Source organism: Enterobacter sp. BIDMC93 (assembly GCF_001037805.1).
Taxonomy (GTDB): domain Bacteria; phylum Pseudomonadota; class Gammaproteobacteria; order Enterobacterales; family Enterobacteriaceae; genus Enterobacter; species Enterobacter hormaechei_C.
This window is the reverse complement of the sequence record NZ_KQ089962.1, coordinates 1893811-1916331: the sequence shown is the minus strand read 5'-3', so window position 1 is coordinate 1916331 and position 22521 is coordinate 1893811. Positions and strand designations below refer to the sequence as shown.

The 22521-nt window shown below is 56.3% G+C and carries 20 protein-coding genes and 1 tRNA gene; 6 read left to right on the top strand and 15 right to left on the bottom strand.

The annotated features are described in order from the left end of the window. Nucleotides 1–48: 48 nt before the first annotated feature. Entirely contained in the window at nt 49–1185 is a 1137-nt protein-coding gene (gene pdxB / locus SK58_RS09110) for a 4-phosphoerythronate dehydrogenase PdxB (protein WP_048219723.1), read from the bottom strand. Nucleotides 1186–1296: 111 nt separating this feature from the next. On the opposite strand from pdxB, the gene flk reads away from it, so the two are divergent. After that, nucleotides 1297–2301: a flagella biosynthesis regulator Flk gene (flk, locus tag SK58_RS09105; protein WP_048219721.1), complete on the top strand. Its 1005-nt coding sequence runs from the start codon at nt 1297–1299 to the stop codon at nt 2299–2301. Between the two features lie 85 nt (nt 2302–2386). On the opposite strand, the gene SK58_RS09100 is transcribed toward flk, so the two are convergent. Both SK58_RS09100 and fabB read right to left on the bottom strand, forming a co-directional pair. Next, entirely contained in the window at nt 2387–3565 is a 1179-nt protein-coding gene (locus tag SK58_RS09100) for an MFS transporter (RefSeq protein ID WP_048219719.1), read from the bottom strand. Nucleotides 3566–3633: 68 nt separating this feature from the next. Next, a complete protein-coding gene (fabB, locus tag SK58_RS09095; protein ID WP_017383449.1) occupies nt 3634–4851 on the bottom strand; it encodes a beta-ketoacyl-ACP synthase I in 1218 nt (405 codons plus the stop codon). Between the two features lie 158 nt (nt 4852–5009). On the opposite strand from fabB, the gene mnmC reads away from it, so the two are divergent. After that, complete coding sequence (mnmC, locus tag SK58_RS09090) at nt 5010–7007, top strand: bifunctional tRNA (5-methylaminomethyl-2-thiouridine)(34)-methyltransferase MnmC2/FAD-dependent 5-carboxymethylaminomethyl-2-thiouridine(34) oxidoreductase MnmC1 (protein WP_032669431.1); 1998 nt, start codon at nt 5010–5012, stop codon at nt 7005–7007. Between the two features lie 58 nt (nt 7008–7065). Here mnmC and SK58_RS09085 read toward each other — a convergent pair whose 3' ends face one another. The 6 genes from SK58_RS09085 to prmB are packed head-to-tail and all read right to left on the bottom strand — an operon-like array spanning nt 7066 to nt 11617. Next, entirely contained in the window at nt 7066–7344 is a 279-nt protein-coding gene (locus SK58_RS09085) for a YfcL family protein (RefSeq protein WP_017383451.1), read from the bottom strand. A gap of 13 nt (nt 7345–7357) precedes the next feature. Then, entirely contained in the window at nt 7358–7903 is a 546-nt protein-coding gene (locus SK58_RS09080) for an elongation factor P hydroxylase (protein WP_048219717.1), read from the bottom strand. Then, on the bottom strand, nt 7903–8712 hold the full coding sequence (locus SK58_RS09075) for a sulfite exporter TauE/SafE family protein (RefSeq protein ID WP_048219715.1): 810 nt from the start codon (nt 8710–8712) through the stop codon (nt 7903–7905). The genes SK58_RS09080 and SK58_RS09075 overlap by 1 nt, the downstream gene beginning before the upstream one ends. Continuing rightward, nucleotides 8712–9536, bottom strand: coding sequence for a penicillin-insensitive murein endopeptidase (gene mepA / locus SK58_RS09070; protein ID WP_045614681.1), 825 nt, complete (start codon nt 9534–9536; stop codon nt 8712–8714). The genes SK58_RS09075 and mepA overlap by 1 nt, the downstream gene beginning before the upstream one ends. 2 nt (nt 9537–9538) lie before the next feature. Beyond that, nucleotides 9539–10624 (bottom strand): chorismate synthase, encoded by a 1086-nt coding sequence (gene aroC, locus SK58_RS09065; protein ID WP_048219714.1) that lies wholly within the window; start codon nt 10622–10624, stop codon nt 9539–9541. Nucleotides 10625–10684: 60 nt separating this feature from the next. Continuing rightward, nucleotides 10685–11617: a 50S ribosomal protein L3 N(5)-glutamine methyltransferase gene (prmB, locus tag SK58_RS09060; protein ID WP_003861381.1), complete on the bottom strand. Its 933-nt coding sequence runs from the start codon at nt 11615–11617 to the stop codon at nt 10685–10687. A gap of 145 nt (nt 11618–11762) precedes the next feature. Between prmB and smrB the strand changes: the two genes are divergently transcribed. After that, on the top strand, nt 11763–12314 hold the full coding sequence (smrB, locus tag SK58_RS09055) for an endonuclease SmrB (protein ID WP_015572246.1): 552 nt from the start codon (nt 11763–11765) through the stop codon (nt 12312–12314). A 46-nt stretch (nt 12315–12360) separates the two neighbouring features. On the opposite strand, the gene sixA is transcribed toward smrB, so the two are convergent. The 4 genes from sixA to SK58_RS09035 form a co-directional block, all read right to left on the bottom strand. Further along, nucleotides 12361–12846 carry a phosphohistidine phosphatase SixA gene (sixA, locus tag SK58_RS09050; protein WP_003861375.1) on the bottom strand — a complete coding sequence of 162 codons (486 nt, stop codon included), beginning with the start codon at nt 12844–12846 and terminating at the stop codon, nt 12361–12363. A gap of 209 nt (nt 12847–13055) precedes the next feature. Further along, nucleotides 13056–15203 (bottom strand): fatty acid oxidation complex subunit alpha FadJ, encoded by a 2148-nt coding sequence (gene fadJ, locus SK58_RS09045; RefSeq protein WP_048219712.1) that lies wholly within the window; start codon nt 15201–15203, stop codon nt 13056–13058. After that, complete coding sequence (gene fadI / locus SK58_RS09040) at nt 15203–16513, bottom strand: acetyl-CoA C-acyltransferase FadI (RefSeq protein ID WP_017692982.1); 1311 nt, start codon at nt 16511–16513, stop codon at nt 15203–15205. Before fadI ends, fadJ begins: the two co-directional genes overlap by 1 nt. Nucleotides 16514–16741: 228 nt before the next feature. Next, nucleotides 16742–17026 (bottom strand): YfcZ/YiiS family protein, encoded by a 285-nt coding sequence (locus SK58_RS09035; protein WP_017383455.1) that lies wholly within the window; start codon nt 17024–17026, stop codon nt 16742–16744. A 372-nt stretch (nt 17027–17398) separates the two neighbouring features. Here SK58_RS09035 and fadL point away from each other — a divergent pair, with 372 nt between their 5' ends. Further along, nucleotides 17399–18682 carry a long-chain fatty acid transporter FadL gene (fadL, locus tag SK58_RS09030; RefSeq protein ID WP_032102746.1) on the top strand — a complete coding sequence of 428 codons (1284 nt, stop codon included), beginning with the start codon at nt 17399–17401 and terminating at the stop codon, nt 18680–18682. A 44-nt stretch (nt 18683–18726) separates the two neighbouring features. Here fadL and mlaA read toward each other — a convergent pair whose 3' ends face one another. Beyond that, nucleotides 18727–19479, bottom strand: a complete 753-nt coding sequence (gene mlaA, locus SK58_RS09025; protein WP_003861365.1) for a phospholipid-binding lipoprotein MlaA — start codon at nt 19477–19479, stop codon at nt 18727–18729. A 314-nt stretch (nt 19480–19793) separates the two neighbouring features. Between mlaA and SK58_RS09020 the strand changes: the two genes are divergently transcribed. Both SK58_RS09020 and SK58_RS09015 read left to right on the top strand, forming a co-directional pair. Next, nucleotides 19794–20723 carry a formate/nitrite transporter family protein gene (locus tag SK58_RS09020; protein WP_048219710.1) on the top strand — a complete coding sequence of 310 codons (930 nt, stop codon included), beginning with the start codon at nt 19794–19796 and terminating at the stop codon, nt 20721–20723. A gap of 75 nt (nt 20724–20798) precedes the next feature. Further along, nucleotides 20799–20870, top strand: a tRNA-Arg gene (locus SK58_RS09015). A gap of 13 nt (nt 20871–20883) precedes the next feature. Here the strand turns inward: SK58_RS09015 and SK58_RS09010 are convergent. After that, entirely contained in the window at nt 20884–22263 is a 1380-nt protein-coding gene (locus SK58_RS09010; RefSeq protein ID WP_032102748.1) for a diguanylate cyclase, read from the bottom strand. Between the last annotated feature and the right edge of the window lie 258 nt (nt 22264–22521).

Below are 22521 nucleotides of genomic sequence, written 5' to 3'. Positions count from 1 at the left end.
TAAAAAGCGTCCCTGCCGGAGCATCCGACAGGGAGCATTAAGAAGACATTAACGTGCCGGGTGGTGAACGGCGTTAAATCCCAGTTTATGCAGCAGCCCCGCCGCTGACGCGTCATCGCACATGACATACAGGGAAGACCACTCGCGGCGCTCAAGGTAATTTTTGCGCAGCTTGTCAAACTCACCCGGAATACCCGCCACTTTACGCAGCAGCGCGTCATCGCGGCGCACATCATACACCACATGCACCAGTCTTTTCAGCGTTGCCTCATCCAGCGGGCCATGAAGGGTAATGCGGCCGAATTCCGGGGCGGGCAGCAGCGTATCCAGCGCCACCTGCTGCGGATGGCCGATAAAGGCGCTGTAAGCCTCAAACACCTGGGTTGTGCCACGCGCTTTGCCTTCAAGGGTATAACCCGCAATATGCGCGGTACCCACGTCCACCTTATTCAGCAAGGCGACGTTGAGATCCGGCTCTGGTTCCCAGACGTCCAGCACGACGCTAAGCTCTTGTCCTTCGTCGAGACATGCCAGCAGCGCCGCGTTATCCACCACCGGTCCCCGGCAGGCATTTATCAGAATAGTGCCAGCCTTCAGACGGCGGATCAGCTTTTCGTCGGCCAAGTGCAGAGTCTTGTACGGCCCCTCTTTAAAGAGCGGCGTATGGAAGGTGATGACGTCGCACTCGTCGACCAGCTCATCCAGCGTGCGGAAGTCGCCTTCATCGCCGTTATCCTTACGCGGCGGATCGCACAGCAGGGTGTGGATGCCCCAGGCTTCCAGACGCTTTTGCAGACGTCCGCCCACGTTGCCCACACCCACAATCCCGACGGTGCGGTCTTTCAGCGCAAAACCATCGCGCTCGGCCAGCATCAATAGCGAGGAGAAAACATATTCCACGACGGCAATGGCGTTACAGCCTGGCGCCGCGGAAAAACCAATCCCCGCCTGCTTAAGCCACTGGTCATCCACATGATCGGTCCCGGCCGTTGCCGTCCCGACAAATTTAACCCCTTTGCCGGTGAGCAGTGCCTCATTTACTTTGGTCACCGAGCGCACCATCAGGGCGTCTGCATCGTCCAGTTCGCTGACCGGAATCGGGCGACCAGGGACAGCCTTAACCTCACCCAGGCGGCTGAACAGCTCACGGGCGTAAGGCATATTTTCATCAACGAGGATTTTCACGTCTGAGTACCTGTTTGAGAGGAAGTAAACCTGCCAAGTGTGCCATAATCTCGCCGCCGGGCATATATCTCCGCCCGGTTACGCAGAGTTTGACTTTAAGGATTTTTGACGATGCAGCCCATTTCAGGTACGCCTCCGCGCCCTCCGGGTGAAGGCCCCGTAACGCCCAACACGCCAGGCGAACAACCGCTCTCCACGCAGCAACGCACCGTACTGGAGCGTCTGATCACGCGTCTTATTGCGTTAACCTCACAGCAAAACGCAGAGGTATGGGCCGGCGTTAAGCACGATTTGGGCGTAAGAAACGATGCGCCGCTACAGTCGCGCCATTTCCCTGCCGCCGAACAAAACCTGAACCAGCGTCTTACAAGCGCACAGCAGCAACATACTACCCGCCAGATTATCTCGCAGCTGACCGAGCTATTGGGCCAGGGGAATAATCGCCAGGCGGTGAGTGATTTTATCCGTCAACAGTACGGTCATACCGCCCTGAGCCAGCTTTCGCAAGAACAGCTGAAAACCGTGTTGACCCTGCTGCAAAGCAATCAGCTTTCTATCCCGCAGCCGCAACAGCGCCCGTCTACAGAGCGGCCATTGCAGCCTGCGGAGCATAATACGCTCAAGCAGATGGTCACTAAGCTGGCTGCCGCTACCGGCGAACCCACAAAGCTTATCTGGCAATCCATGCTGGAACTTTCCGGTGTGAAAGCGGGCGAGATGATCCCGGCAAAACAGTTTACCCATCTGGTCACCTGGCTCCAGGCGCGTCAGACGCTCAGCACCCAGAGCGCCCCGACCCTGCACAGCGTACAGGCGGCGCTGAAACAACCGCTGGAACCGCACGAGTTCGATATGATTCGGGATTACGCTCAGCAGAGCTGGCAGGCTACGCCGCAAACGGTGCTGACCACCGCGCAGGTGCAGGATGTGCTCAATCAGATCTTCGTTCGCCGCGCCGAGCGGGAAGGCGGCGTGCCGGAGGTAAGAAACATTCAGCCGATCTACAACCCGCTGTTTGCCCCCGTAGTTGATACGTTCAAAACGCTTTCTGCCCGTCCGGGATTGATGTTTATCGCGTTGGTGATTGCGCTGGCGATTTTCTGGCTGGTTGCTTAAAACTGCCGGGTGGCGGCTTCGCCTTACCCGGCCTACGGTTCGCGCGGTTGTAGGCCCGGTAAGCGAAGCGCCACCGGGCAAAAAACTACGACCTGCGAAACGCCACCAGCGTCACCACAATTCCCACCACCGCTGACACCGCACCGGCCAGGAAGACGGACGGGTAGCCAAACGAGGTGGCTAACACCCCCGCCAGCGGCCCGGTGATGCCGTATGAGATATCCTGAAACGCCGCATAGCCGCCCAGCGCCGTGCCGCGCACCTGCGGAGCCACGCGCTTCACCACTTCAACGCCCAGCGCCGGGAAGATCAGCGAGCAGCCGCAGCCGGTTAACGCCGCACCCAGCAGCGCAACGGATGCAGAGGGCGCCTGCCAGAGCAGTACCAGACCCACGGTCTCAATGACAAGTGACGCCACGGCCACCTTCACGCCGCCAAAGCGATCCGGCATCCAGCCAAACAGCACGCGCATCAATACAAACGCGCCGCCAAAGGCCGTCAGCGTAAAGCCCGCCATCGCCCAGCCGCGGCTCATGAAATAGAGGGAAACAAAGGTACCAATAACCGCGAAGCCCACCCCCTGAAGCGCCAGCCCGAGCCCCGGCTGCCAGATTTGCCCCACCACGCTCCACAGCGAAGGACGCTCGCCTTTATGGGCGGGCACCTTACGTACCGAACCGTTAAACGCCCACGCCAGCAGCGGCAATACCATGGTGGTGCCTGCCAGCGCCGCAAAACCAAACTGGCTGTGGATCAGCAGCCCCAGTGGAGCGCCTGCCGCCAGCGCGCCGTAAATCGCCATTCCGTTCCAGGACATCACTTTTCCGGAACGCGCAGGCCCCACCAGCCCCATTCCCCAGGTCAGGGTGCCGGTCAGCAGCTGGCTTTCGCCAAAGCCGAGGATCAGGCGCCCTGCCACCAGCAGCGCAAATTTATACGCTGCATCTATTGGCAACAGCGCCGCCAGCAGCCAGGCTCCCCCCGCCAGCCCGCAGGCAAACATGCCCTGCAACGCCGAGCGTTTTGCGCCGTGCTGATCCGCCAGGCGACCGGCGTAGCCCCGGGTTAATACCGTCGCTAAAAACTGAATGCCCACCGCAATGCCGACCATGGTGTTGCCATAGCCCAGCTCCTGGTGAACGAACAAGGGGATCACCGGCAGCGGTAGGCCAACGGTCATATAGGTCAGAAACACCGCAAAGGCGATGCGGAAAAGGGAAAGGTTCCCGGAAGGAGCGCTCTTCCCAGGGGTAACAGCCTTCATGCATAACTCCGTGTTCAGGCATAAAAAAAGGGAGCCGCGCGGCTCCCTTCTACTATACCTTCAAACGCTTACGCTTTCAGCTTACGCATCACCAGCGTGGCGTTGGTGCCGCCGAAACCGAAGCTGTTGGACATAACGGTCGTCAGCTCACGTTCGGTGGTTTCGGTCACGATGTTCAGGCCAGCCGCCTGCTCGTCCATCTCTTCGATGTTGATGCTTGGCGCGATAAAGCCGTTTTCCAGCATCAGCAGAGAGTAGATCGCTTCCTGCACGCCCGCCGCTCCCAGAGAGTGACCGGTCATGGCTTTGGTTGCAGAGATAGCCGGGCTATTGTCGCCGAACACTTCACGGATCGCACCCAGCTCTTTCACGTCGCCTACCGGCGTTGAGGTGCCGTGGGAGTTCAGGTAGTCGATTGGAGTATCAACACCGTGCATCGCCATCTTCATGCAGCGCACCGCGCCTTCACCGGATGGAGCAACCATGTCAGCGCCGTCAGACGTTGCGCCGTAGCCCACGATCTCAGCATAGATGTGCGCGCCACGCGCCAGCGCGTGTTCCAGCTCTTCAACCACAACCATACCGCCGCCGCCAGCGATAACAAAACCGTCGCGGTGTGCGTCATAAGTACGGGACGCTTTGTCTGGCGTTTCGTTGTATTTGGTGGACAGTGCGCCCATTGCGTCAAACTCACAGGCCATTTCCCAGCCCAGCTCTTCGCCGCCGCCAGCAAATACGATGTCCTGTTTGCCCAGCTGGATCTGCTCAACCGCATTACCGATACAGTGTGCGGAGGTCGCACATGCAGAGCTGATGGAGTAGTTCACACCGTGGATTTTGAACGGCGTTGCCAGGCACGCGGAAACCGCTGACCCCATGGCTTTGGTCACAACGTATGGACCGACCGCTTTCAGGCCGCGCGGGCTGCGCATGGCGTCAGCACCGAACACCTGAGCTTTAGAGGAACCGCCGGAGCCTGCAATCAGGCCCACGCGTGGGTTGTTCTGGTAAGCGTCTTCGCTCAGACCAGAATCCTTGATCGCTTCCTGCATGGAAAGATAGGCGTAGATAGAGGCATCGTTCATGAAACGAACCACTTTACGGTCAATTAAACCGGTGGTGTCCAGTTTAACGTTACCCCATACGTGGCTACGCATTCCAGAATCTTTAAACTCTTCAGAGAAAGTGATCCCGGAGCGTCCTTCACGCAGAGATGCCAGGACTTCCTGCTGGTTATTACCGATGCTGGAAACGATGCCCAGGCCAGTAATCACTGCACGTTTCATTCAATACCTCTGTAAGTCGCACTATAAAAAGTTTCGAGTCGCACAATAGCGTACACTTGTACGCCGAACAAGTCCGATCAGCCATTTTCTGTGGAAATTTGCACCGATGGGCTCACATCGCTAAGATCGTGCCACTGCCTGTCGGACGAGTATCTTACGTGAAACAAAACGCCATACAACCTGCCAACCTCGAATTCAACGCTGAGGGTACACCTGTTTCCCGAGATTTTGATGACGTCTACTTTTCTAATGATAACGGACTGGAAGAGACGCGCTATGTCTTCCTCGAAGGAAATCATCTCAGCACCCGCTTCCCTGAGCATCCGCGCAGCCTGTTTGTCGTAGCGGAGAGCGGTTTCGGCACCGGGCTGAATTTTCTGACCCTCTGGCAGGCGTTCGACCAGTTTCGCACTGCACACCCCGAGGCTACCTTACAAAGATTACATTTCATCAGTTTCGAAAAATTTCCGCTTACCGCGCACGATCTGCGGCTTGCCCATCAGCGCTGGCCGGAGCTTACCCACTGGGCGGAACAGCTTCAGGCCCAGTGGCCTCCGGCTATCGGTGGCTGTCATCGTCTGATTCTGGACGACGGACGCGTCACCCTCGACCTGTGGCTGGGCGACATTAACGACCTGACCGATAAGCTTGATGACTCAATGAATCAGAAGGTGGACGCCTGGTTCCTGGATGGTTTTGCGCCCGCCAAAAACCCGGACATGTGGAGCCCGCACCTGTTCAGCGCCATGGCACGTCTGGCGCGCCCGGGCGCGACGCTTGCTACCTTCACCTCGGCGGGATTTGTTCGCCGTGGGTTGCAGGAGGCGGGGTTTACCATGCGGAAAACCAAAGGCTTTGGCCGCAAACGCGACATGCTGGTCGGGGTGATGGAACAGGATCTGGCGATCCCGGCGCAGGCCCCCTGGTTTGCCCGTCGCGCCAGCACCTCGCGTGAGGTCGCCATTTTGGGCGGGGGTATCGCCAGCGCCCTGCTCTCGCTGGCGCTGCTGCACCGTGGCTGGCAGGTGACGCTCTACTGCGCTGACGAGGCGCCGGCGACGGGCGCATCAGGCAACCGTCAGGGCGCGCTTTATCCCTTATTAAGTTCACACGATCCGGCACTGTTCCAGTTCTTCCCGGCGGCGTTTACGTTTGCTCGCCGCCTTTACGATAGCCTGCCGGTTGCGTTCGACCACAACTGGTGCGGCGTGACGCAGCTCGGCTGGGACGAGAAGAGCCAGCAGAAAATCACACAAATGCTGTCGCTGGGTCTGCCGGAGGCCATCGCCCATGCAGTGACGGCACAGCAGGTTGCAGAGACCACTGGCGTCGACACCGGCTGCGGGGGTATTCAGTATCCACTCGGCGGCTGGCTGTGTCCGGCTGAACTGACTTCTGCGGCGATAGCCCTCGGGCAGTCGCGTGGGTTGACAGTGCATTATGCCCATAAGGTTCAATCGCTAAGCCGCACTGCGCACTGGAAACTGCGTTTCGCTGACGGCAAAGAGGTCCAGCATGCCAGCGTTGTGCTGGCCAACGGACATCATATCAGCCAGTTTACCCAGACAGCATCATTGCCGGTTTATCCGGTCGGCGGCCAGGTGAGCCATATTCCTGCCGCCCCCCAACTGAGCAAACTGCGTCAGGTGCTGTGTTACGACGGCTACCTGACGCCGCAAAATCCGTCCAACGGCCATCACTGCATCGGTGCCAGCTACCATCGCGGTGAAACAGATATGCAGTACAGCGAAGCGGATCAGCAGCAAAACCGCCAGCGCCTGCTCGACTGTTTCCCGGATGCGTCGTGGGCAAAAGAGGTGGATGTCAGTGAGGGTCAGGCGCGCTGCGGCGTACGCTGCGCGACCCGCGATCACCTGCCGATGGCGGGAAACGTGCCGGACTATGACGCCACGCTTGAAGTCTATCAGGATCTTGCTGACAACAAAGAAACGGCGGTAAGTGCTCCCGTTCATCCCGAGCTGTTTATGCTGGGTGGCTTAGGCTCGCGGGGATTATGCTCCGCGCCGCTGCTGGCTGAAGCGTTAGCCGCGCAAATGAGCGACGAGCCGGTTCCGCTGGACAGGGTTACGCTCGCGGGGCTGAATCCAAACCGACTGTGGGTGCGGAAATTGCTGAAGGGGAAAATGGTCAAGTAGGGTGCGGTCTGGTGCCCTCACCCCCGCCCTCTCCCTGTGGGAGAGGGCGGTGATACACTTACTTCGCTTTCGCCTGCTGGAACAAATTGTCCCACATGCCCAGCACTAAAGACTGGTCGCGCGGAGAGAGTTCCCCGGCCAGAATGGCTTTTTCCAGGCTGCGAGTGACTTCCGCGTGAACGGCGTCGGCAGAGTGATCGTCCCCGGCTTCCAGCGCGGCTACCGCCAGCGTCAGGTGACCACGCAGATAACCGCTGGCGAACAGCTCATCATCACTGGCGTGTTCCACCATGTCATCAATTAACGCCAGAATGCGTGATTCAAATTCTGCGATCATCTTCTTTCCTCTGTTAAAGATCTTCCGGCCAAGGGAAGCATTCCGCCGTGATCTCCGGCGTGTGGTAATAATTCTGTAAAGCCTCGATCAGGCGTGCCGGACGTGCCGGGATGCCTTTCTCAAGATATTCCATCACCTGCGCATGAACGCGGCGCTGGAAGACGATACGGTCTGGCTCGAAGTCGCCTTCGAGGTTGTCACAACTTACGTTGAACGGGAAACCCGCCGCTACGCAGAACAGCCATTCCAGCGCCTGAGGTTTCACCTCCACATCTTCGAACTGCCCCTGGGTGGTGGCGTCGCGCCCGTCCGGGCAGTACCAGTAACCAAAGTCCACCAGCTCGCGACGCGCTTTCCCGGCGATACACCAGTGCGAAATTTCGTGCAAACCGCTGGCGTAAAAGCCGTGGGCAAAGGTGATGCGGTTATACGGAACCTCGTCATCAGCAGGAAGATAGATCGGTTCGTCGTCGCCTTTAATCAGACGGGTATTAAAATCATCAGCAAAACAGCCATCGAAGATCTCAATCAGCTGTTCGTAGTTATGCGTACTGTTCATTAGTTCATCCCCAACCAGGTGAGGATCTCCTGTCCATGGCTGTCATAAAGAAGTTTGGCGCTCATCACCGCCGAGACGACAACAATCATCGGGCGGATCAGCTTTTGTCCTTTGCTTAATACCAGACGCGAGCCTGCGCGCGCGCCCAAAAACTGCCCTGCCATCATCACAAATCCGGTTGCCCAGATAACCTTGCCGCCAATGATAAACAGCAGCAGACCGCCAACGTTGGAGGTCGCGTTGAGGACTTTGGCGTGGGCGGTGGATTTGGCGAGGTTGAACCCGGCCAGCGTCACGAATGCAAGCGCGTAAAACGAGCCTGCCCCCGGGCCAAAGAAGCCATCGTAAAAACCGACGCAGCCACCGGCAATCAGCGCAAACGGCAGGCCGTGAAGACGACGCTGTCGATCTTCTTCCCCGAGCTTTGGCATCAGCAGGAAATAGAGGCCGATACAGATAACCAGCAGCGGCAGGATCTGGCGCAGAATGTCGGAATGTACGTGCTGGACCAGCAGCGCACCCGCCGTTGAGCCAATAAACGTCATCAGGATATTGAGCTTCTGATCGGCGAGATTCACCACTTTGCGCCGGATGAAATAGAGCGACGAGGAGAGCGAACCGCCGCATGCCTGGAGTTTGTTGGTGGCAAGCGCCTGGGCAGGGCTCATGCCTGCCGCCAGCAGCGCCGGAACGGTGAGCAACCCGCCGCCGCCCGCCAGGGCATCGATAAATCCGGCTAACATCGCAACAAAAAAGAGCACCGCCAGCAGCAGCGGTGACACCATGAACAGATCGACGAAATTATCCATTAAAGTACATGCTCATCCAGTAGCGCCTGGCAGGAAGGCGGCAACGGAGGCGGTGTCTTCTTCTCAGGCTTAGAGGTTCCAGGCTTGGCTGGTTCAAACCAGCTTTGCAGTTCGTAACCACAACCATCGCCAGGCGGTGGCAGCGGCTGATCTTCACATTCCAGGCTGTTCGCCGGACAGCGCAGGCGAACATGCATATGCGCCCGGTGCTGGAACCACGGGCGCACTTTACGCAACCAGTCGCGATCCGTTCCCGCATCCAGGCAAAGCTGCTGCTTAATGGCCGGATTAACAAAGATCCGCGTGACGTCGTTATCCTCTGCCGCCAGCTTAATCATGCTGGAAATTTCCGGCGACCATCGCGAGGCGACGACCCGTTTACCGTCGGCCGAGACCAGATCCAGCGCCTGCGGTTTCAGCAGCTGCGCTGAACTCCAGCGCGTTTTCGGCAATTGCAGGAAGATATCCACATCCAGTCCGGTCTGGTGGCTGGCGTGACCGCCGTTGAAGCGACCACCGGCAGGCATCCCCATATCGCCAATCAGCACCGTCCCCAGCCCCAGGTTATGCACCTGGTTGCCAAGACGCTGAATAAACAGCAGTAGGTCAGGATGGCCGAAATAACGGCGCTGGTCGGTGCGCATCACCTGATAGGTATCCGATTGCAGCGGAAGTTCCTGCGCGCCGACGATACACCCGTTGGAGAAAGCGCCAATGGACTGCGCGCTCCCCGCTACCGGGTGGGTGATTTTCTGCCACGGCGTAGCGGCCAGGCTTGCTCCACTGGCCAGCAGCGCCAGCAGAGCGATTGCGGTTTTTTTCATAGTTACCAGCGTGGAATGGTGGTCGTCACATCCGCATTCTGCGCGCGCTGGCGCAGGAAGTGATCCATCAGCACGATCGCCAGCATCGCTTCTGCGATCGGCACCGCGCGGATCCCCACGCACGGATCGTGACGCCCTTTGGTGATCATCTCAACTTCATCGCCAGCGCGGTTAATCGTGTGGCCCGGGACGGTAATGCTGGATGTTGGTTTCAGCGCGATATTGGCAATAATTTGCTGCCCGCTGCTGATGCCGCCCAGAATGCCGCCCGCATGGTTGTTCTGGAAACCCGCCTTCGTAATTTCGTCGCGGTTCTGGCTGCCGCGAAGCTTGACCACGTCAAAACCGTCGCCGATTTCGACGCCTTTCACCGCGTTGATGCTCATCAGCGCGTGGGCGATGTCGGCGTCAAGGCGGTCAAATACCGGCTCGCCCCAGCCAGCCGGCACGCCGTCGGCCACCACGGTGACTTTCGCACCAATGGAGTCGCCCTCTTTTTTCAGGCCACGCATCAGCTCATCCAGAGCGTCCAGCTTGTCGGCATCGGCGCAGAAGAACGGGTTGAGCTCTACCTGATCCCAGTCTTTGATTGCCAGCGGAATGTCGCCCATCTGGGACAGACAGCCGCGGATAACGATGCCGAATTTCTGCTGGAGATATTTTTTGGCAATTGCCCCTGCCGCCACGCGCATCGCGGTTTCACGCGCTGAAGAACGTCCGCCGCCGCGATAGTCGCGAAAGCCATATTTTTGTTCGTAGGTATAGTCGGCGTGACCAGGACGGAAAACGTCCTTAATCGCGCCGTAGTCCTGAGAACGCTGATCGGTGTTTTCAATCAGCAGACCAATGCTGGTCCCTGTGGTACGGCCTTCAAATACGCCGGAGAGAATTTTGACCTGGTCCGGCTCGCGACGCTGCGTGGTGTAGCGAGAGGTACCCGGACGACGACGGTCAAGGTCATGCTGTAAATCGGCTTCGGTCAGTTCGATGCCTGGCGGGACGCCATCAACGATACAACCCAGTGCCAGACCGTGCGACTCGCCAAAGGTGGTCACCCGGAATACCTGTCCAATACTGTTTCCTGCCATCACGGCTCCGATGTTGTTGTTTGTGTTTGAGCGTTGTGAAACGGGCCGAAGCCCGCTGGATTAATCTTTGTAAATGCTGAAGTATTCGCGTGCATCAAGCAGTTGCGCCTTGGTCAGCATAAAGACGCCGTCACCGCCGTTGTCGAACTCAAGCCAGGTGAACGGCACATCCGGGTACTGCTCTATCAGATGTACCATGCTGTTGCCTACTTCACAAATCAGAACGCCGTCGTCGGTCAGATAATCCGGCGCGCAGGCCAGGATGCGGCGGGTCAGCTTCAGCCCGTCAGAGCCTGACGCCAGGCCCAGCTCCGGCTCGTGACGGTACTCGTTCGGCAGGTCGGACATATCTTCTGCATCCACGTACGGCGGATTGGTGACGATCAGGTCGTATTGCAGCGTCGGCAGGTCGCGGAACAGGTCAGAGCGGATAGGCGTGACGTGATGAATCAGCCCGTGCTCTTCAATGTTGTGTTCGGTGACGGCCAGCGCGTCGGTGGAGATATCGACGGCGTCCACTTCCGCTTCCGGGAAGGCGTACGCGCAGGCAATGGCGATGCAGCCGCTGCCGGTGCACATATCAAGAATGTGCTGCGGCTGATGGTTAATCAGGCCGTCAAAATGGTTGTTGATCAGCTCGCCAATCGGCGAACGCGGCACCAGCACGCGCTCATCAACGTAGAATTCGTGGCCGCAGAACCAGGCTTTGTTGGTCAGGTAAGCCACCGGAATGCGCTCGTTTACGCGACGGATCACGCGCTCAACGATGCGGTGTTTTTCACTGGAGGTCAGGCGCGCGGTGCGCATGTCTTCCGGAATATCCAGCGGCAGGTAGAGAGACGGCAGCACCAGCTGCACGGCCTCATCCCACGGATTGTCGGTACCGTGTCCGTACCAGATATTGGCGGCGCTGAAGCGGCTAACCGACCAGCGCAACATGTCCTGTATGGTATGCAGCTCGTTTACTGCTTCATCGACAAAAATTTTATCCACTCTTTCCTCCAGGGCATGCTCGCATAATTTTCGGCGGCTAGTTTGCCATGAAGACGGCGATAAATCAGCAATGACGCGTACCGCTTGAGGTTAAAAAATGCGTTTAGTCGGGTACACTATCGGAAATACGAGATGAGAATGACGAATGAAAAAGAAAACATCGCTCAGCGAGGAGGATCAGGCTCTATTCCGCCAGCTGATGACCGGGACGCGTCAAATCACGCACGACACCATTGTCCATCGCCCGCAGCGTAAAAAAGTCAGCGAGGTACCGGTCAAACGGTTGCTCCAGGAGCAGGCCGATAACAGCCACTATTTTTCAGATGAGTTTCAGCCGCTGCTAAATACGCAGGGTGCGGTGAAATACGTGCGCGAAGACGTCAGCCATTTTGAACTGAAAAAATTACGCCGGGGAGATTACTCGCCGGAGCTGTTCCTCGATCTGCATGGGTTGACCCAGATGCAGGCGAAACAGGAGCTGGGGGCGTTGATCGCGGCATGTCGTCGCGAGCATGTTTTTTGCGCCTGCGTGATGCACGGCCACGGCAAACATATTCTTAAGCAACAGACACCGCTGTGGCTGGCTCAGCATCCACACGTGATGGCTTTTCATCAGGCGCCAAAAGAGTACGGCGGAGATGCCGCATTGCTGGTATTGATTGAGGTGGAGGAGTGGCAGCCGCCAGAATTGCCCTGACAGGATGGCGGGAGGCACGCTGCACCCCGCCATATCGCACGTCACGTCAGATGGCTTTTGCCATCTTCAGGTTGCACGGACTCATTTGCCAGTTAAAGACCCCTTTGCCGGTTTCGTCGAGGGTGACGTTGGCAATGGCGGACGTTGTGAACATCGGTGGCGTTTCGCCCGGGCACAGCTCAGATACCAGATAGCCGACCAGCGGCAGGTGGGAAATGACCAGTGCGGAAGCGACACCTTCATTGCACAGCGCCTGAAGGTAAGCACTGACAAGGCCAACATCGCCACACGGCGTGAGTTCAGGGAGAACATCCACACTGGATGGCAGGTTCATACACTCCCCTACCACATCCAGCGTCTGTTCTGCCCGCAGGAACGGACTCACCAGAACGCGTTCAATGTCCACTTTTTGACCTTTAAGCCATGTCGCCATCTGACGGGATTCGTCGCAGCCACAGACGGTTAAAGGACGTACTGAGTCACTGGCGGCATCGAGTGCCGCGTCGCCGTGACGCATGATAAAAACTTGCATATTGCACCGCTTTTGTTAACCAGAATCACCGGCGTTAACTACCCGCGATTAATGCTCTGAGGTAGAAAACCCGATGGCCGGGCATTGTGCCTGATCCATTCGGTGAATGAAACGCTGTTTTTTACCTCAATGGCGTAAGTATAGTCAATCTCTGTTTACAATTTCGCCAGAACAGGTTCCATCACCTCAGGATTTACCCTTCTTTGACTTCAGTTTACGCAATCAGTTTCCCTTGCGGGCCAGAATGTCTGACCCCGTTCCGCCATCTGCAATAATTCGTCACAAGGTGTAAACCGTGGACCGTATTGCGAGGCCAGACGTTGCAGGATCGCAACCACTTCACCCGCCCCGAGGGTATCCATATACCGGAACGGGCCGCCAAGGAATGGCGGAAAACCGATACCAAACACGGCGCCGATGTCGCCGTCGCGCGCGCTTTTGATCACCTGCTCACCAAAGCAGCGCGCCGCTTCATTGAGCATCATCATCACGCAGCGCTCAGCACACTGAACCGCCGACAGTTTTCCCTGACCCGTGACAGGAATAAGCGCATAAACCGAAGGGTCGACCTGTTTCTTGCTTTTACGCCCTTTCACGGCGTAAAGATAGAAACCGCGTTCATTTTTTCTGCCTTTGCGATCGTCCTTCAAAATTGCAGAAACAAAGTTTGCAGGCGGCGCAAAACGATCGCCATAAGCCGCTTCCAGCACAGGGATAATTTTAGTCCCCGTATCAATTCCTACCTCATCCAAAAGTTGGATTGGGCCGACGGGGAAGCCAAACTTCACCAGGGCGTCATCGACGTGCTCAATTTTCTCCCCTTCCGTCAGCAACCGCATCGCTTCGTTAATGTACGGCGCCAGAATGCGGTTGACGTAGAAGCCGGCTTTGTCCGCGATCACAATCGGGGTTTTGCCCTGTTTTTTCGCCAGCTTCACCACGGTGGCAATAGTTTGCGGGCTGGTTGTGGCATGTGGAATAACCTCCACCAGCGGCATTTTTTCGACAGGGCTGAAATAGTGCAGCCCTATCACCTGCTCCGGGCGCACGGCTTTCGCCGCGATGTCGCCGATCGGCAAAGACGAGGTGTTTGACGCGAAAATAGTGTGCGGCGCGCAATGCTGTTCAACGTCCGCCACCATCTGCTGCTTAAGGGCGAGATCTTCGAACACGGCTTCAATCACCAGATCGCGGTGTGCAAACCCACTGTAGTCGGTGGCGCCAGTGATCATCGCGAGGGTTTTATCACGCTCACTGGCCTTGATATGGCGGCGCTTCACTTTGCGATCAAGGTTCTGCCAGCTGTACTGCAACGCGTGGTTGATACCCTTTGGGTTGATATCTTTGATACGTACGGGCAATTTGCCTTTGCTGGCGGTGACAAATGCGATGCCGCCGCCCATCAGCCCACCACCCAGAACGCCAACGGCGCGCAGCGGAGCCGGTTCAGCTTCACTGCCCGGATCTTTTTTAACCTCCGTGCTGGCAAAGAAAATGCCGCGCAGCGCCTGCGATTGCGGCGTCATCGCCAGCTCGCCAAAGGCTTTCGCTTCCGCAGCATAACCGCTGCTGCTGCCCTGCGATAAACCGGTTTCAATCACCTTCAGAATGCGCGTCGCTGCCGGATAGTTCCCTTTGGTTTTTTGCTCGGTTTTTTTACCCACCATATTGAACAGCAGCGTACGCCCCAGCGGCCCGGCGAGGATACGCTCGCGCACCGGCAGAGGGCGTTTCGCCTGACGACCTTTCAGCGCCCGCTCAACGGCGGCCTCAAGCAAGATGGCGTGCGGAACGACCTCATCAACCAGACCCGCCTTTAACGCCTGACGGGCGCGCAGCTGTTTACCGGTTAAAATCATCTCCAGCGCCGTACTGACGCCCACCAGACGCGGCAGGCGCTGCGTGCCACCTGAACCGGGCAGCAATCCAAGCTGTACCTCCGGCAGTCCGAGTACGGTTTTCGCATCGTCGGTACAAATGCGGCTGTGACAGGCCAGCGCCAGCTCAAGCCCACCGCCCAGGCAGGCCCCGTGGATCGCAGCGACAACGGGTATCGACAGCGCATGGATCTCCGCCATTACCTGCTGCCCCTGACGCGCCAGGTCTTCTGCTTCCTGAGCGCTTTTCGCCCGGGCAATCATGTTGATATCGGCCCCGGCAATAAAGTTATCCGGCTTTGCCGAGATAAATACCAGGCCACGTATCGCTTTGTTTTCGCGGATCTGTCTGAGCATCGCACGCACCTGAACGCCGAACTCGGCCTTCAGGGTGTTCATCTTTTCGTCGGGTACATCAATGGTGATAACAGCCACGTTATCAAGGCGAACAGCCAGATTAAATGCAGATGTCGTTTCCATTATTCAGCCTCCAGAACCATTGCTGCACCCAGGCCACCCGCCGCACAGGCGGTAACGAGACCAAAACCGCCGCCGCGGCGACGCAGCTCGTGCAAAGTCTGAGTTATCATTCTCGCGCCGGTCGCCGCAAATGGATGGCCGTAGGCGATGGATCCGCCAAGCACGTTAAACTTACTCTGATCCACTTCGCCGGTCGCGTGGGCGCGGCCCAGTACATCGCGCGCGAAGCGCTCGCTTGCCAGCAGCTGAATGTTTGCCAGGGTTTGTGCGGCAAAGGCTTCGTGCATATCGATCAGGGTTAAGTCAGCCAGCGTCAACCCCGCACGCTCCAGCGCCAGCGGCGTGGACCAGGCCGGACCGAGCAGCATGTCCTGCCAGACATCAATGGCGGTAAAGGCGTAGCTACGCAAATAGCCCAGCGGTGTTATGCCAAGCTCTTTCGCCCGGGATTCCGTCATCAGGATCACGGCGGCGGCACCGTCCGTCAGTGGCGTACTGTTGGCCGCCGTAACGGTGCCATGTTTACGATCAAACGCCGGGCGCAGTTTTGCGTAATCCTCCAGCGTCGAGGTGCCACGGATATTGTTATCTTCCACCAGCGGTTCGCGGAAAGGCGGGATGTAAGCCGTCATCACCTCGTCGGCAAGTTTGCCTTCCGACCACGCCTTCGCAGCGAGCTGATGCGAGCGATGCGCCAGTGCATCCTGCTGTTCGCGGGTAATACCGTAGGTTTTTGCCATCTGCTCGGCAGTGTCGCCCATACGCAGGCCGGTGGAGTATTCAGCAACGGCAGGTGGCACGGGCATGAGGTCGCGCAGACGTAAACGCGAGAAGAGTTTGAGCTTCGCACCGGTGGTCCGGGCTTTGTTGGCATCCACGAGGATGCGGGCCAGCTGTTTGCTAACACCGATGGGCAGCACGGATGAGGAATCCGCGCCGCCGGCGATCCCCGCGCGAATGGTCCCCGCCATCAGGCTTTCCGCCACGTTCGCCACCGCCTGGAAACTGGTGGCGCAGGCGCGGCTGACGCTGTATGCGTCGGTGTGAACATTCATGCCGGTGCCCAGCACGATTTCACGTGCGATATTGGGCGCTTCCGGCATTTGCACCACCTGGCCGAAAACCAGTTGCTCAATAACCTCTGGCGGGATCTCGCTGCGAGCCAGCATCTCCCCCACCACCATTTTTCCCAGATCGACAGCCGGTATACCGTGAAACGCGGTTGCCTGACGCGCAAACGGCGTACGTAACCCGCTGACAATGGCAATGCGGTCACCGTGTCGGGTGATAAGCGGTAATGCCTGACTCATAACACTCCCCTGTAAAAAAATTTTGCGCACACATTAAGTGGTCTGACCTGATAATAGTCTTAACTATTTTTTTACATTGAGCCAATCGGGGAAGCGAAAAATTGCGAGCTAAGGCACAGAGAAGAAAAAGAAAATGCCCCTGCATGGCAGAGGCATTTGTGAGATTTGTTGCCGGGTTGCGGCGTTGCCTTACCCGGCCTACACGATCATAGGCCCGTGCAAAAAGTATTAACGCAGGCCCAGCTGGAAGATCAGCGTTTCTGCTTCGCAGGCGAACACAAAGTCGATATCCAGCCTCACGCCGCCTTCCACTTCCGTGAAGGTGGATTTGATTTCACACGGATCGGATTCGACTTCACGCGCGCGCTGGCTCAGCGCGGCCAGCGTCTCTTCCGCTTCAGCGCGGTTAGGGAATACGCGGCTGTAAGAGGCGGTGCAATCGGTGTTGTCCATAATGGTGCCAACATCCATACAGCAGCAAACCGGGGTTTCATCAGCACTGCATTTACTCATAGCTCAATTTCCTCTGTATTCGCGCAGGGCGCGAGATAAACACGATGCGTCTATTTTACGCCCCCGGACGAGCCCCCTCCAGCCGTTAATGGCGCAAAATCGGATAAGTGAGCAATATCACACTAAAAAATGATCTAAAACAAAATTCCCCTTTTCAGAGGAATCGCACTGGTCACAATTTTGCCAACCAGATCTCGTTTCAAGAAACATATCTGAAAATATTAATAAACAAACTTGCAACATCCCAGCTGGTCAGACCTATACTCTCGCCACTGGTCTGATTTGTAAGTCATACCTCAGACCCTACACTTCGCGCTCCTGTTACGGTATGTAACAATTATTGAATAAAAATAACTCAATGAGGTTATGGTCATGAGCCAGAAAACCCTGTTCAAACAAACTGCTTTAGCAGTTGCAGTGGCAATCGTCTCAACGTCCGCCTGGTCAGCGGGCTTCCAGTTAAACGAATTTTCTTCCTCTGGCCTTGGCCGTGCGTATTCCGGGGAAGGTGCGATTGCCGATGACGCAGGCAACGCGAGTCGTAACCCGGCACTGATCATGATGTTTGATCGCCCTACCTTCTCTGCCGGTGCGGTTTACATCGATCCTGATGTCAATATTTCTGGCAAATCTCAGTTCACCGGCGCAGATCTGAAGGCGGATAACATTGCGCCGACCGCGTGGGTGCCTAACCTGCATTTTGTTGCGCCAATCAATGAACAGTTTGGTTGGGGTGCCTCTGTCACCTCTAACTATGGCCTGGCAACGGAGTTCAATAACAACTATCCGGCCGGGGAATACGGCGGTAAAACCGACCTGACGACCCTGAACCTCAACCTGAGCGGCGCATATCGTCTGAACGATAACTGGAGCTTTGGTCTGGGCTTTGATGCTGTCTACGCCGATGCAAAAATCGAGCGTTACTCCGGGGAGCAAACTGCTGCACTGCCGAAAAACAGCAATAAAATTGCCAGCCTGAAAGGTGATGAATGGGGTTACGGCTGGAACGCCGGTATCCTGTATGAACTGGATAAAAACAACCGCTGGGGTCTGACCTATCGCTCAGAAGTGAAAATTGATTTCGATGGCGATTACAAAAGCGGCATCCTGAGCCCAGTCAACGGTATGGTCCCAGGCGCGGGCACCACCATTCCATGGGGTACCTCGAATCAAACCGTACCGGGTTCACTGTCGCTGCATCTGCCAGAAATGTGGGAAGTGTCAGGTTATAACCGCGTTGCGCCGCAGTGGGCAATTCACTACAGCCTCGCGTATACCAGCTGGAGCCAGTTCGAGGAGCTTAAAGCCACCGGCAGCAACGGCCAGACGCTGTTCTATAAAGACGAAAGCTTCCACGATGCTTACCGTATCGCGCTTGGTACGACCTATTATATGGATGATAACTGGACGTTCCGTACCGGCGTGGCATTTGATGACAGCCCGGTACCGGCCGATAAACGTTCTATCTCCATTCCGGATCAGGACCGTTTCTGGGTGAGTGCGGGGGCAACCTACGCGTTCAACGAGAATGCCTCTATCGACGCGGGCGTGTCGTACATGCATGGCCAGAAGGTGACCTTCCAGGAAGGCCCGTACGAGTTTACCTCTGAAGGTAAAGCCTGGCTGTTTGGTACCAACTTCAACTACGCGTTCTAATCCCAACACGATTAAAAAAGGTGAGCATTGCTCACCTTTTTTATTTATTCCGAATCGATATCTTTTAATTCGTTCTCGATGGCTTTCGCGTTCGGATTATCTTCCGGCTTCAGCTTACCGCCGTTGGCAATAAAGTCATGGTTCTGGAAGTAGGCCTCGCGGACCATGATGTACGGATCGGAAGACTGACGCAGCAGACCATCAGAATCCAGCAGTTGCGCACGCGTTTCAATTCCTTCCACGGTCCATTTACCAATCGACAGCGGCCAGGTGAGCCATGACAGTACAGGATACAGCGTATCCACCATGTCGCCGCCATCATCACGCACGGTAAAGCTGCCGTAGAATGGCAGGTGCACATACGGACCATAACCTACGCCATAATGACCCAGCGTGCTGCCGAAACGGTGCGGCTGTTCACGCTGTAATTTCGGGTTCGCCATGCCTGCGACATCAATTAAGCCGCCCATACCCAGCAGGGAGTTCAGGAAGAAGCGGGTGAAATGCACCATCCCCTGATACGGGTCGCCCTGAAGGAAGTAGTTGACCATAACCGCTGGCTCTTCCAGGTTACTGGTAAAGTTGCTCAGCCCGTTACGCGCCGGCTGCGGAACATAGTCACGCCATGCCACGGCAACCGGGCGAACCAGATATGGATCCAGCACATTATAGTTAAAGCTGTACATTGAACGGTTAAATCCTTCGAGAGGATCGGAGCGTCCCGTTTGCTCGCCAGAGCTGGCGCAGCCCACAAGCATTGTTACGCCCAGCGCAAGCGCCGACAGCCGAAGCTTCATAAATTTCTCCCTGTTCAATATGGCTATCGTTGAATGCCATCTGTGACGGAGCCTGAGATGCTCCGCCTGAAACGTGCAAGTGATTGTAACAGCACGCTTACCGATGTCTACGAGGACAATGACGACCCGCTCGCGTCATCACGCTAATTTCAGCATAGCCTGTCTTTCGGAATTCGTTTCGCTGGCAATTTTATATTGGCTTTGAAAGAGATGTCTCACCTTTATTGCCATTTTCAGCAATTTAAGAGCATCCCCACGGGGAAAGCGCTAAAAGCCGCTACGCTTAAATGAGCAATTACCCCGAAGGAGCTGTTATGAAAGACATTAGCGAAGAGAAAATTGGTGAAAGCAAAGAGGAACATGAGATTGAAAGCGAGGAGAAAGAACGGGGAGAAGAGATAGAAGTCGATGAAGATCGCCTGCCGTCGCGCGCCATGGCTATTCATGAGCATATTCGCCAGGACGGGGAAAAAGAGATGGAGCGCGACGCGATGGCCCTGCTGTGGTCAGCTATTGCAGCCGGTCTGTCGATGGGTGCCTCTCTGCTCGCCAAAGGGATATTTCACGTTCAGCTGGAAGGCGTACCGGGCGGGTTTTTGCTGGAAAATTTAGGCTACACGTTCGGCTTTATTATCGTCATTATGGCGCGACAGCAGCTTTTTACGGAGAATACCGTCACTGCCGTACTGCCCGTCATGCAAAATCCGACCCTCAGTAATTTCGGTTTACTGATGCGCCTGTGGAGCGTCGTGCTGCTGGGGAACCTGATCGGTACGGGCATAGCCGCCTGGGCATTCGAGTATATGCCAATATTTGATGAACCGACCCGCGACGCATTTGTGAAAATTGGCATGGATGTGATGAAAAACACGCCGGTTGAAATGTTCTCTAATGCCATAATTTCCGGCTGGATCATCGCCACTATGGTCTGGATGTTCCCGTCAGCGGGTAGCGCGAAAATCGTGGTGATTATCCTGATGACCTGGCTTATCGCACTCGCCGATACCACGCACATTGTTGTCGGAACCGTGGAGATCCTTTATCTGGTATTTAACGGCACACTCCACTGGAGCGACTTTTTCTGGCCGTTCGCCCTGCCAACCCTCGCAGGCAACATTTGTGGCGGGACCTTTATCTTTGCGCTGCTGAGCCATGCGCAAATCCGTAACGACATGTCCAACAAGCGTAAGGCCGAGCTTAAGGCTCAGGAAAAAAAGGATAAAACTGCCGAAAAATCGGCGTGAACGGTGACTCTTTGACCAGTCAGGCGGCAATGCGCTTAACGAAAAGTGTAAATAACGCTATACTCTTGCCGCTTCGTCCCCTTAGTTAAATGGATATAACGAGCCCCTCCTAAGGGCTAGTTGCAGGTTCGATTCCTGCAGGGGACACTTCTGTCTTTCCTTACGCCCCCTTCCAAAGCTCCACGCAGTTTCGGCCACGCCGTTTCGCGCCGTATAAGGCTTCATCCGCCGCCTGAATCAATCGCTCGTAATCGGGATGCCCGTTGAACATCGCAACGCCTATCGAGAGGGAGAGCGGGATAATATCGCCGGTTGGGGAGTTAACCTTGATTTTTTCCACCCGCCTACGGATACGCTCGGCAATTCGCAGCGCGTCCACCTCTGAGATTTCCGTTAGCACAATCAGAAATTCATCGCCGCCGTAGCGAAAAACGTAATCACAGGTTCGCACGTTGTCGTAGAACGCGCCGGAGACTTTTCGCAGGATCTCGTCCCCGGTATTGTGCCCCCAGGTATCGTTGATTTGTTTAAATTTGTCGACGTCAATCAGCAGCGTCGAGAGCTTTGTTCCCGCCCGGGTGGCGTGCAGGATTTCGCGTTTGAAGATGGTTGGCAGGAAACGGCGATTCAACAGGCGGGTCAGGACATCAACCCCCACCTCGTGTCGCGACACTTCGTCAAACAGTTCGCGCAAAAGCGTGATGATTTGCGAGAGGGTATTACGCATTCGCTGCAAGAATTTATCCCGCTGCGCTTTATCACTCAGACCCTGCCCTGCAAGACGGACCTCGTTAAAAAGGTCATCGAATTCCTGAATCAGACGAGAGATATGACCGGCCTCAGCGATCCCGCTGAAGTAGTGCCGACCTTTATGGCTAAACCACAGTCCAAATTCAGACTGCCCCAGCGGCAGACTGTTGCCGATACTGGAATTAAGCGTGATCTTATACAGAAGCACCATTTCCCATGACAGCAGCGCCGCGGTCTGTCTCTCCTTCTCCTCTTCTGCGTTCTCCATTAAGGAAAAGATGCGATAATTTTCGTCCTCTTTCGCCGCATTGTTCTCGCTAAATACATAGGCCCGCGACATCACTTCCATGGCCAGATCGATACTGTTTATCGCGTAGTGATAAATATGCAGCTTCACCTCAGGCGAATGGGCGCTGGTAGTAATGACAGGTAACAGCAGCTTTTTCAGAACACGGAAGCCCATTTCAACTAAATCAACCGAAATACCAATACGGGCATGAACATCCGCAGCGCGCTGCTGCGCCCGCATCTGCTCTTCAACCTGCTCCACACGGCATGAGAGCACATCAATAAGCCAGCGACGAAGCGCCTCCTGAAGCTGCCTCTCCACCTGTTCGGTTGTCAGGAATTCAGCTGCCGATGGATCTGCCAGCACAACACGATAGAATTCAGCGACCAGGGGAGTTGCGTTGTCTCTGGCAAGCTCAGTCGCAAGCCGATGCACATCGGGATCGGTTTCATTAATCAGCTTCACCCACTCTTCTTTCACCGTTTGCAGGTAGGTTTCCATGGTCTGCACCTTCAGGAGACATGCGGGAACGCAGATTAAACAATAGCAAAATCAAACCACTCCGCAATTGCCGCTTTTTTAAACAAAAACGAGTGATGGCTCATAATGTATAACGGTGCTACATTATGCCGCCCACCCAAGTCAGCAATGGCCAGGCAACGTCGTAAAGAACGGTAAAGCCTGCAACCATGACCTCGTCCTACGGTCTCAATGGCACGTGGTATCGCGAAGTCTGCGCTACCTTCACAGGCTTCACAT

Coding starts and splice junctions, on each gene's coding strand:
- flk (WP_048219721.1), top strand. CDS start 1,297: ATGCAGCCCATTTCAGGTACGCCTCCGCGCCCTCCGGGTGAAGGCCCC.
- SK58_RS09100 (WP_048219719.1), bottom strand. CDS start 3,565: ATGAAGGCTGTTACCCCTGGGAAGAGCGCTCCTTCCGGGAACCTTTCC.
- fabB (WP_017383449.1), bottom strand. CDS start 4,851: ATGAAACGTGCAGTGATTACTGGCCTGGGCATCGTTTCCAGCATCGGT.
- SK58_RS09085 (WP_017383451.1), bottom strand. CDS start 7,344: ATGATCGCAGAATTTGAATCACGCATTCTGGCGTTAATTGATGACATG.
- SK58_RS09080 (WP_048219717.1), bottom strand. CDS start 7,903: ATGAACAGTACGCATAACTACGAACAGCTGATTGAGATCTTCGATGGC.
- SK58_RS09075 (WP_048219715.1), bottom strand. CDS start 8,712: ATGGATAATTTCGTCGATCTGTTCATGGTGTCACCGCTGCTGCTGGCG.
- mepA (WP_045614681.1), bottom strand. CDS start 9,536: ATGAAAAAAACCGCAATCGCTCTGCTGGCGCTGCTGGCCAGTGGAGCA.
- aroC (WP_048219714.1), bottom strand. CDS start 10,624: ATGGCAGGAAACAGTATTGGACAGGTATTCCGGGTGACCACCTTTGGC.
- smrB (WP_015572246.1), top strand. CDS start 11,763: ATGAAAAAGAAAACATCGCTCAGCGAGGAGGATCAGGCTCTATTCCGC.
- sixA (WP_003861375.1), bottom strand. CDS start 12,846: ATGCAAGTTTTTATCATGCGTCACGGCGACGCGGCACTCGATGCCGCC.
- fadJ (WP_048219712.1), bottom strand. CDS start 15,203: ATGGAAACGACATCTGCATTTAATCTGGCTGTTCGCCTTGATAACGTG.
- fadI (WP_017692982.1), bottom strand. CDS start 16,513: ATGAGTCAGGCATTACCGCTTATCACCCGACACGGTGACCGCATTGCC.
- SK58_RS09035 (WP_017383455.1), bottom strand. CDS start 17,026: ATGAGTAAATGCAGTGCTGATGAAACCCCGGTTTGCTGCTGTATGGAT.
- fadL (WP_032102746.1), top strand. CDS start 17,399: ATGAGCCAGAAAACCCTGTTCAAACAAACTGCTTTAGCAGTTGCAGTG.
- mlaA (WP_003861365.1), bottom strand. CDS start 19,479: ATGAAGCTTCGGCTGTCGGCGCTTGCGCTGGGCGTAACAATGCTTGTG.
- SK58_RS09020 (WP_048219710.1), top strand. CDS start 19,794: ATGAAAGACATTAGCGAAGAGAAAATTGGTGAAAGCAAAGAGGAACAT.
- SK58_RS09010 (WP_032102748.1), bottom strand. CDS start 22,263: ATGGAAACCTACCTGCAAACGGTGAAAGAAGAGTGGGTGAAGCTGATT.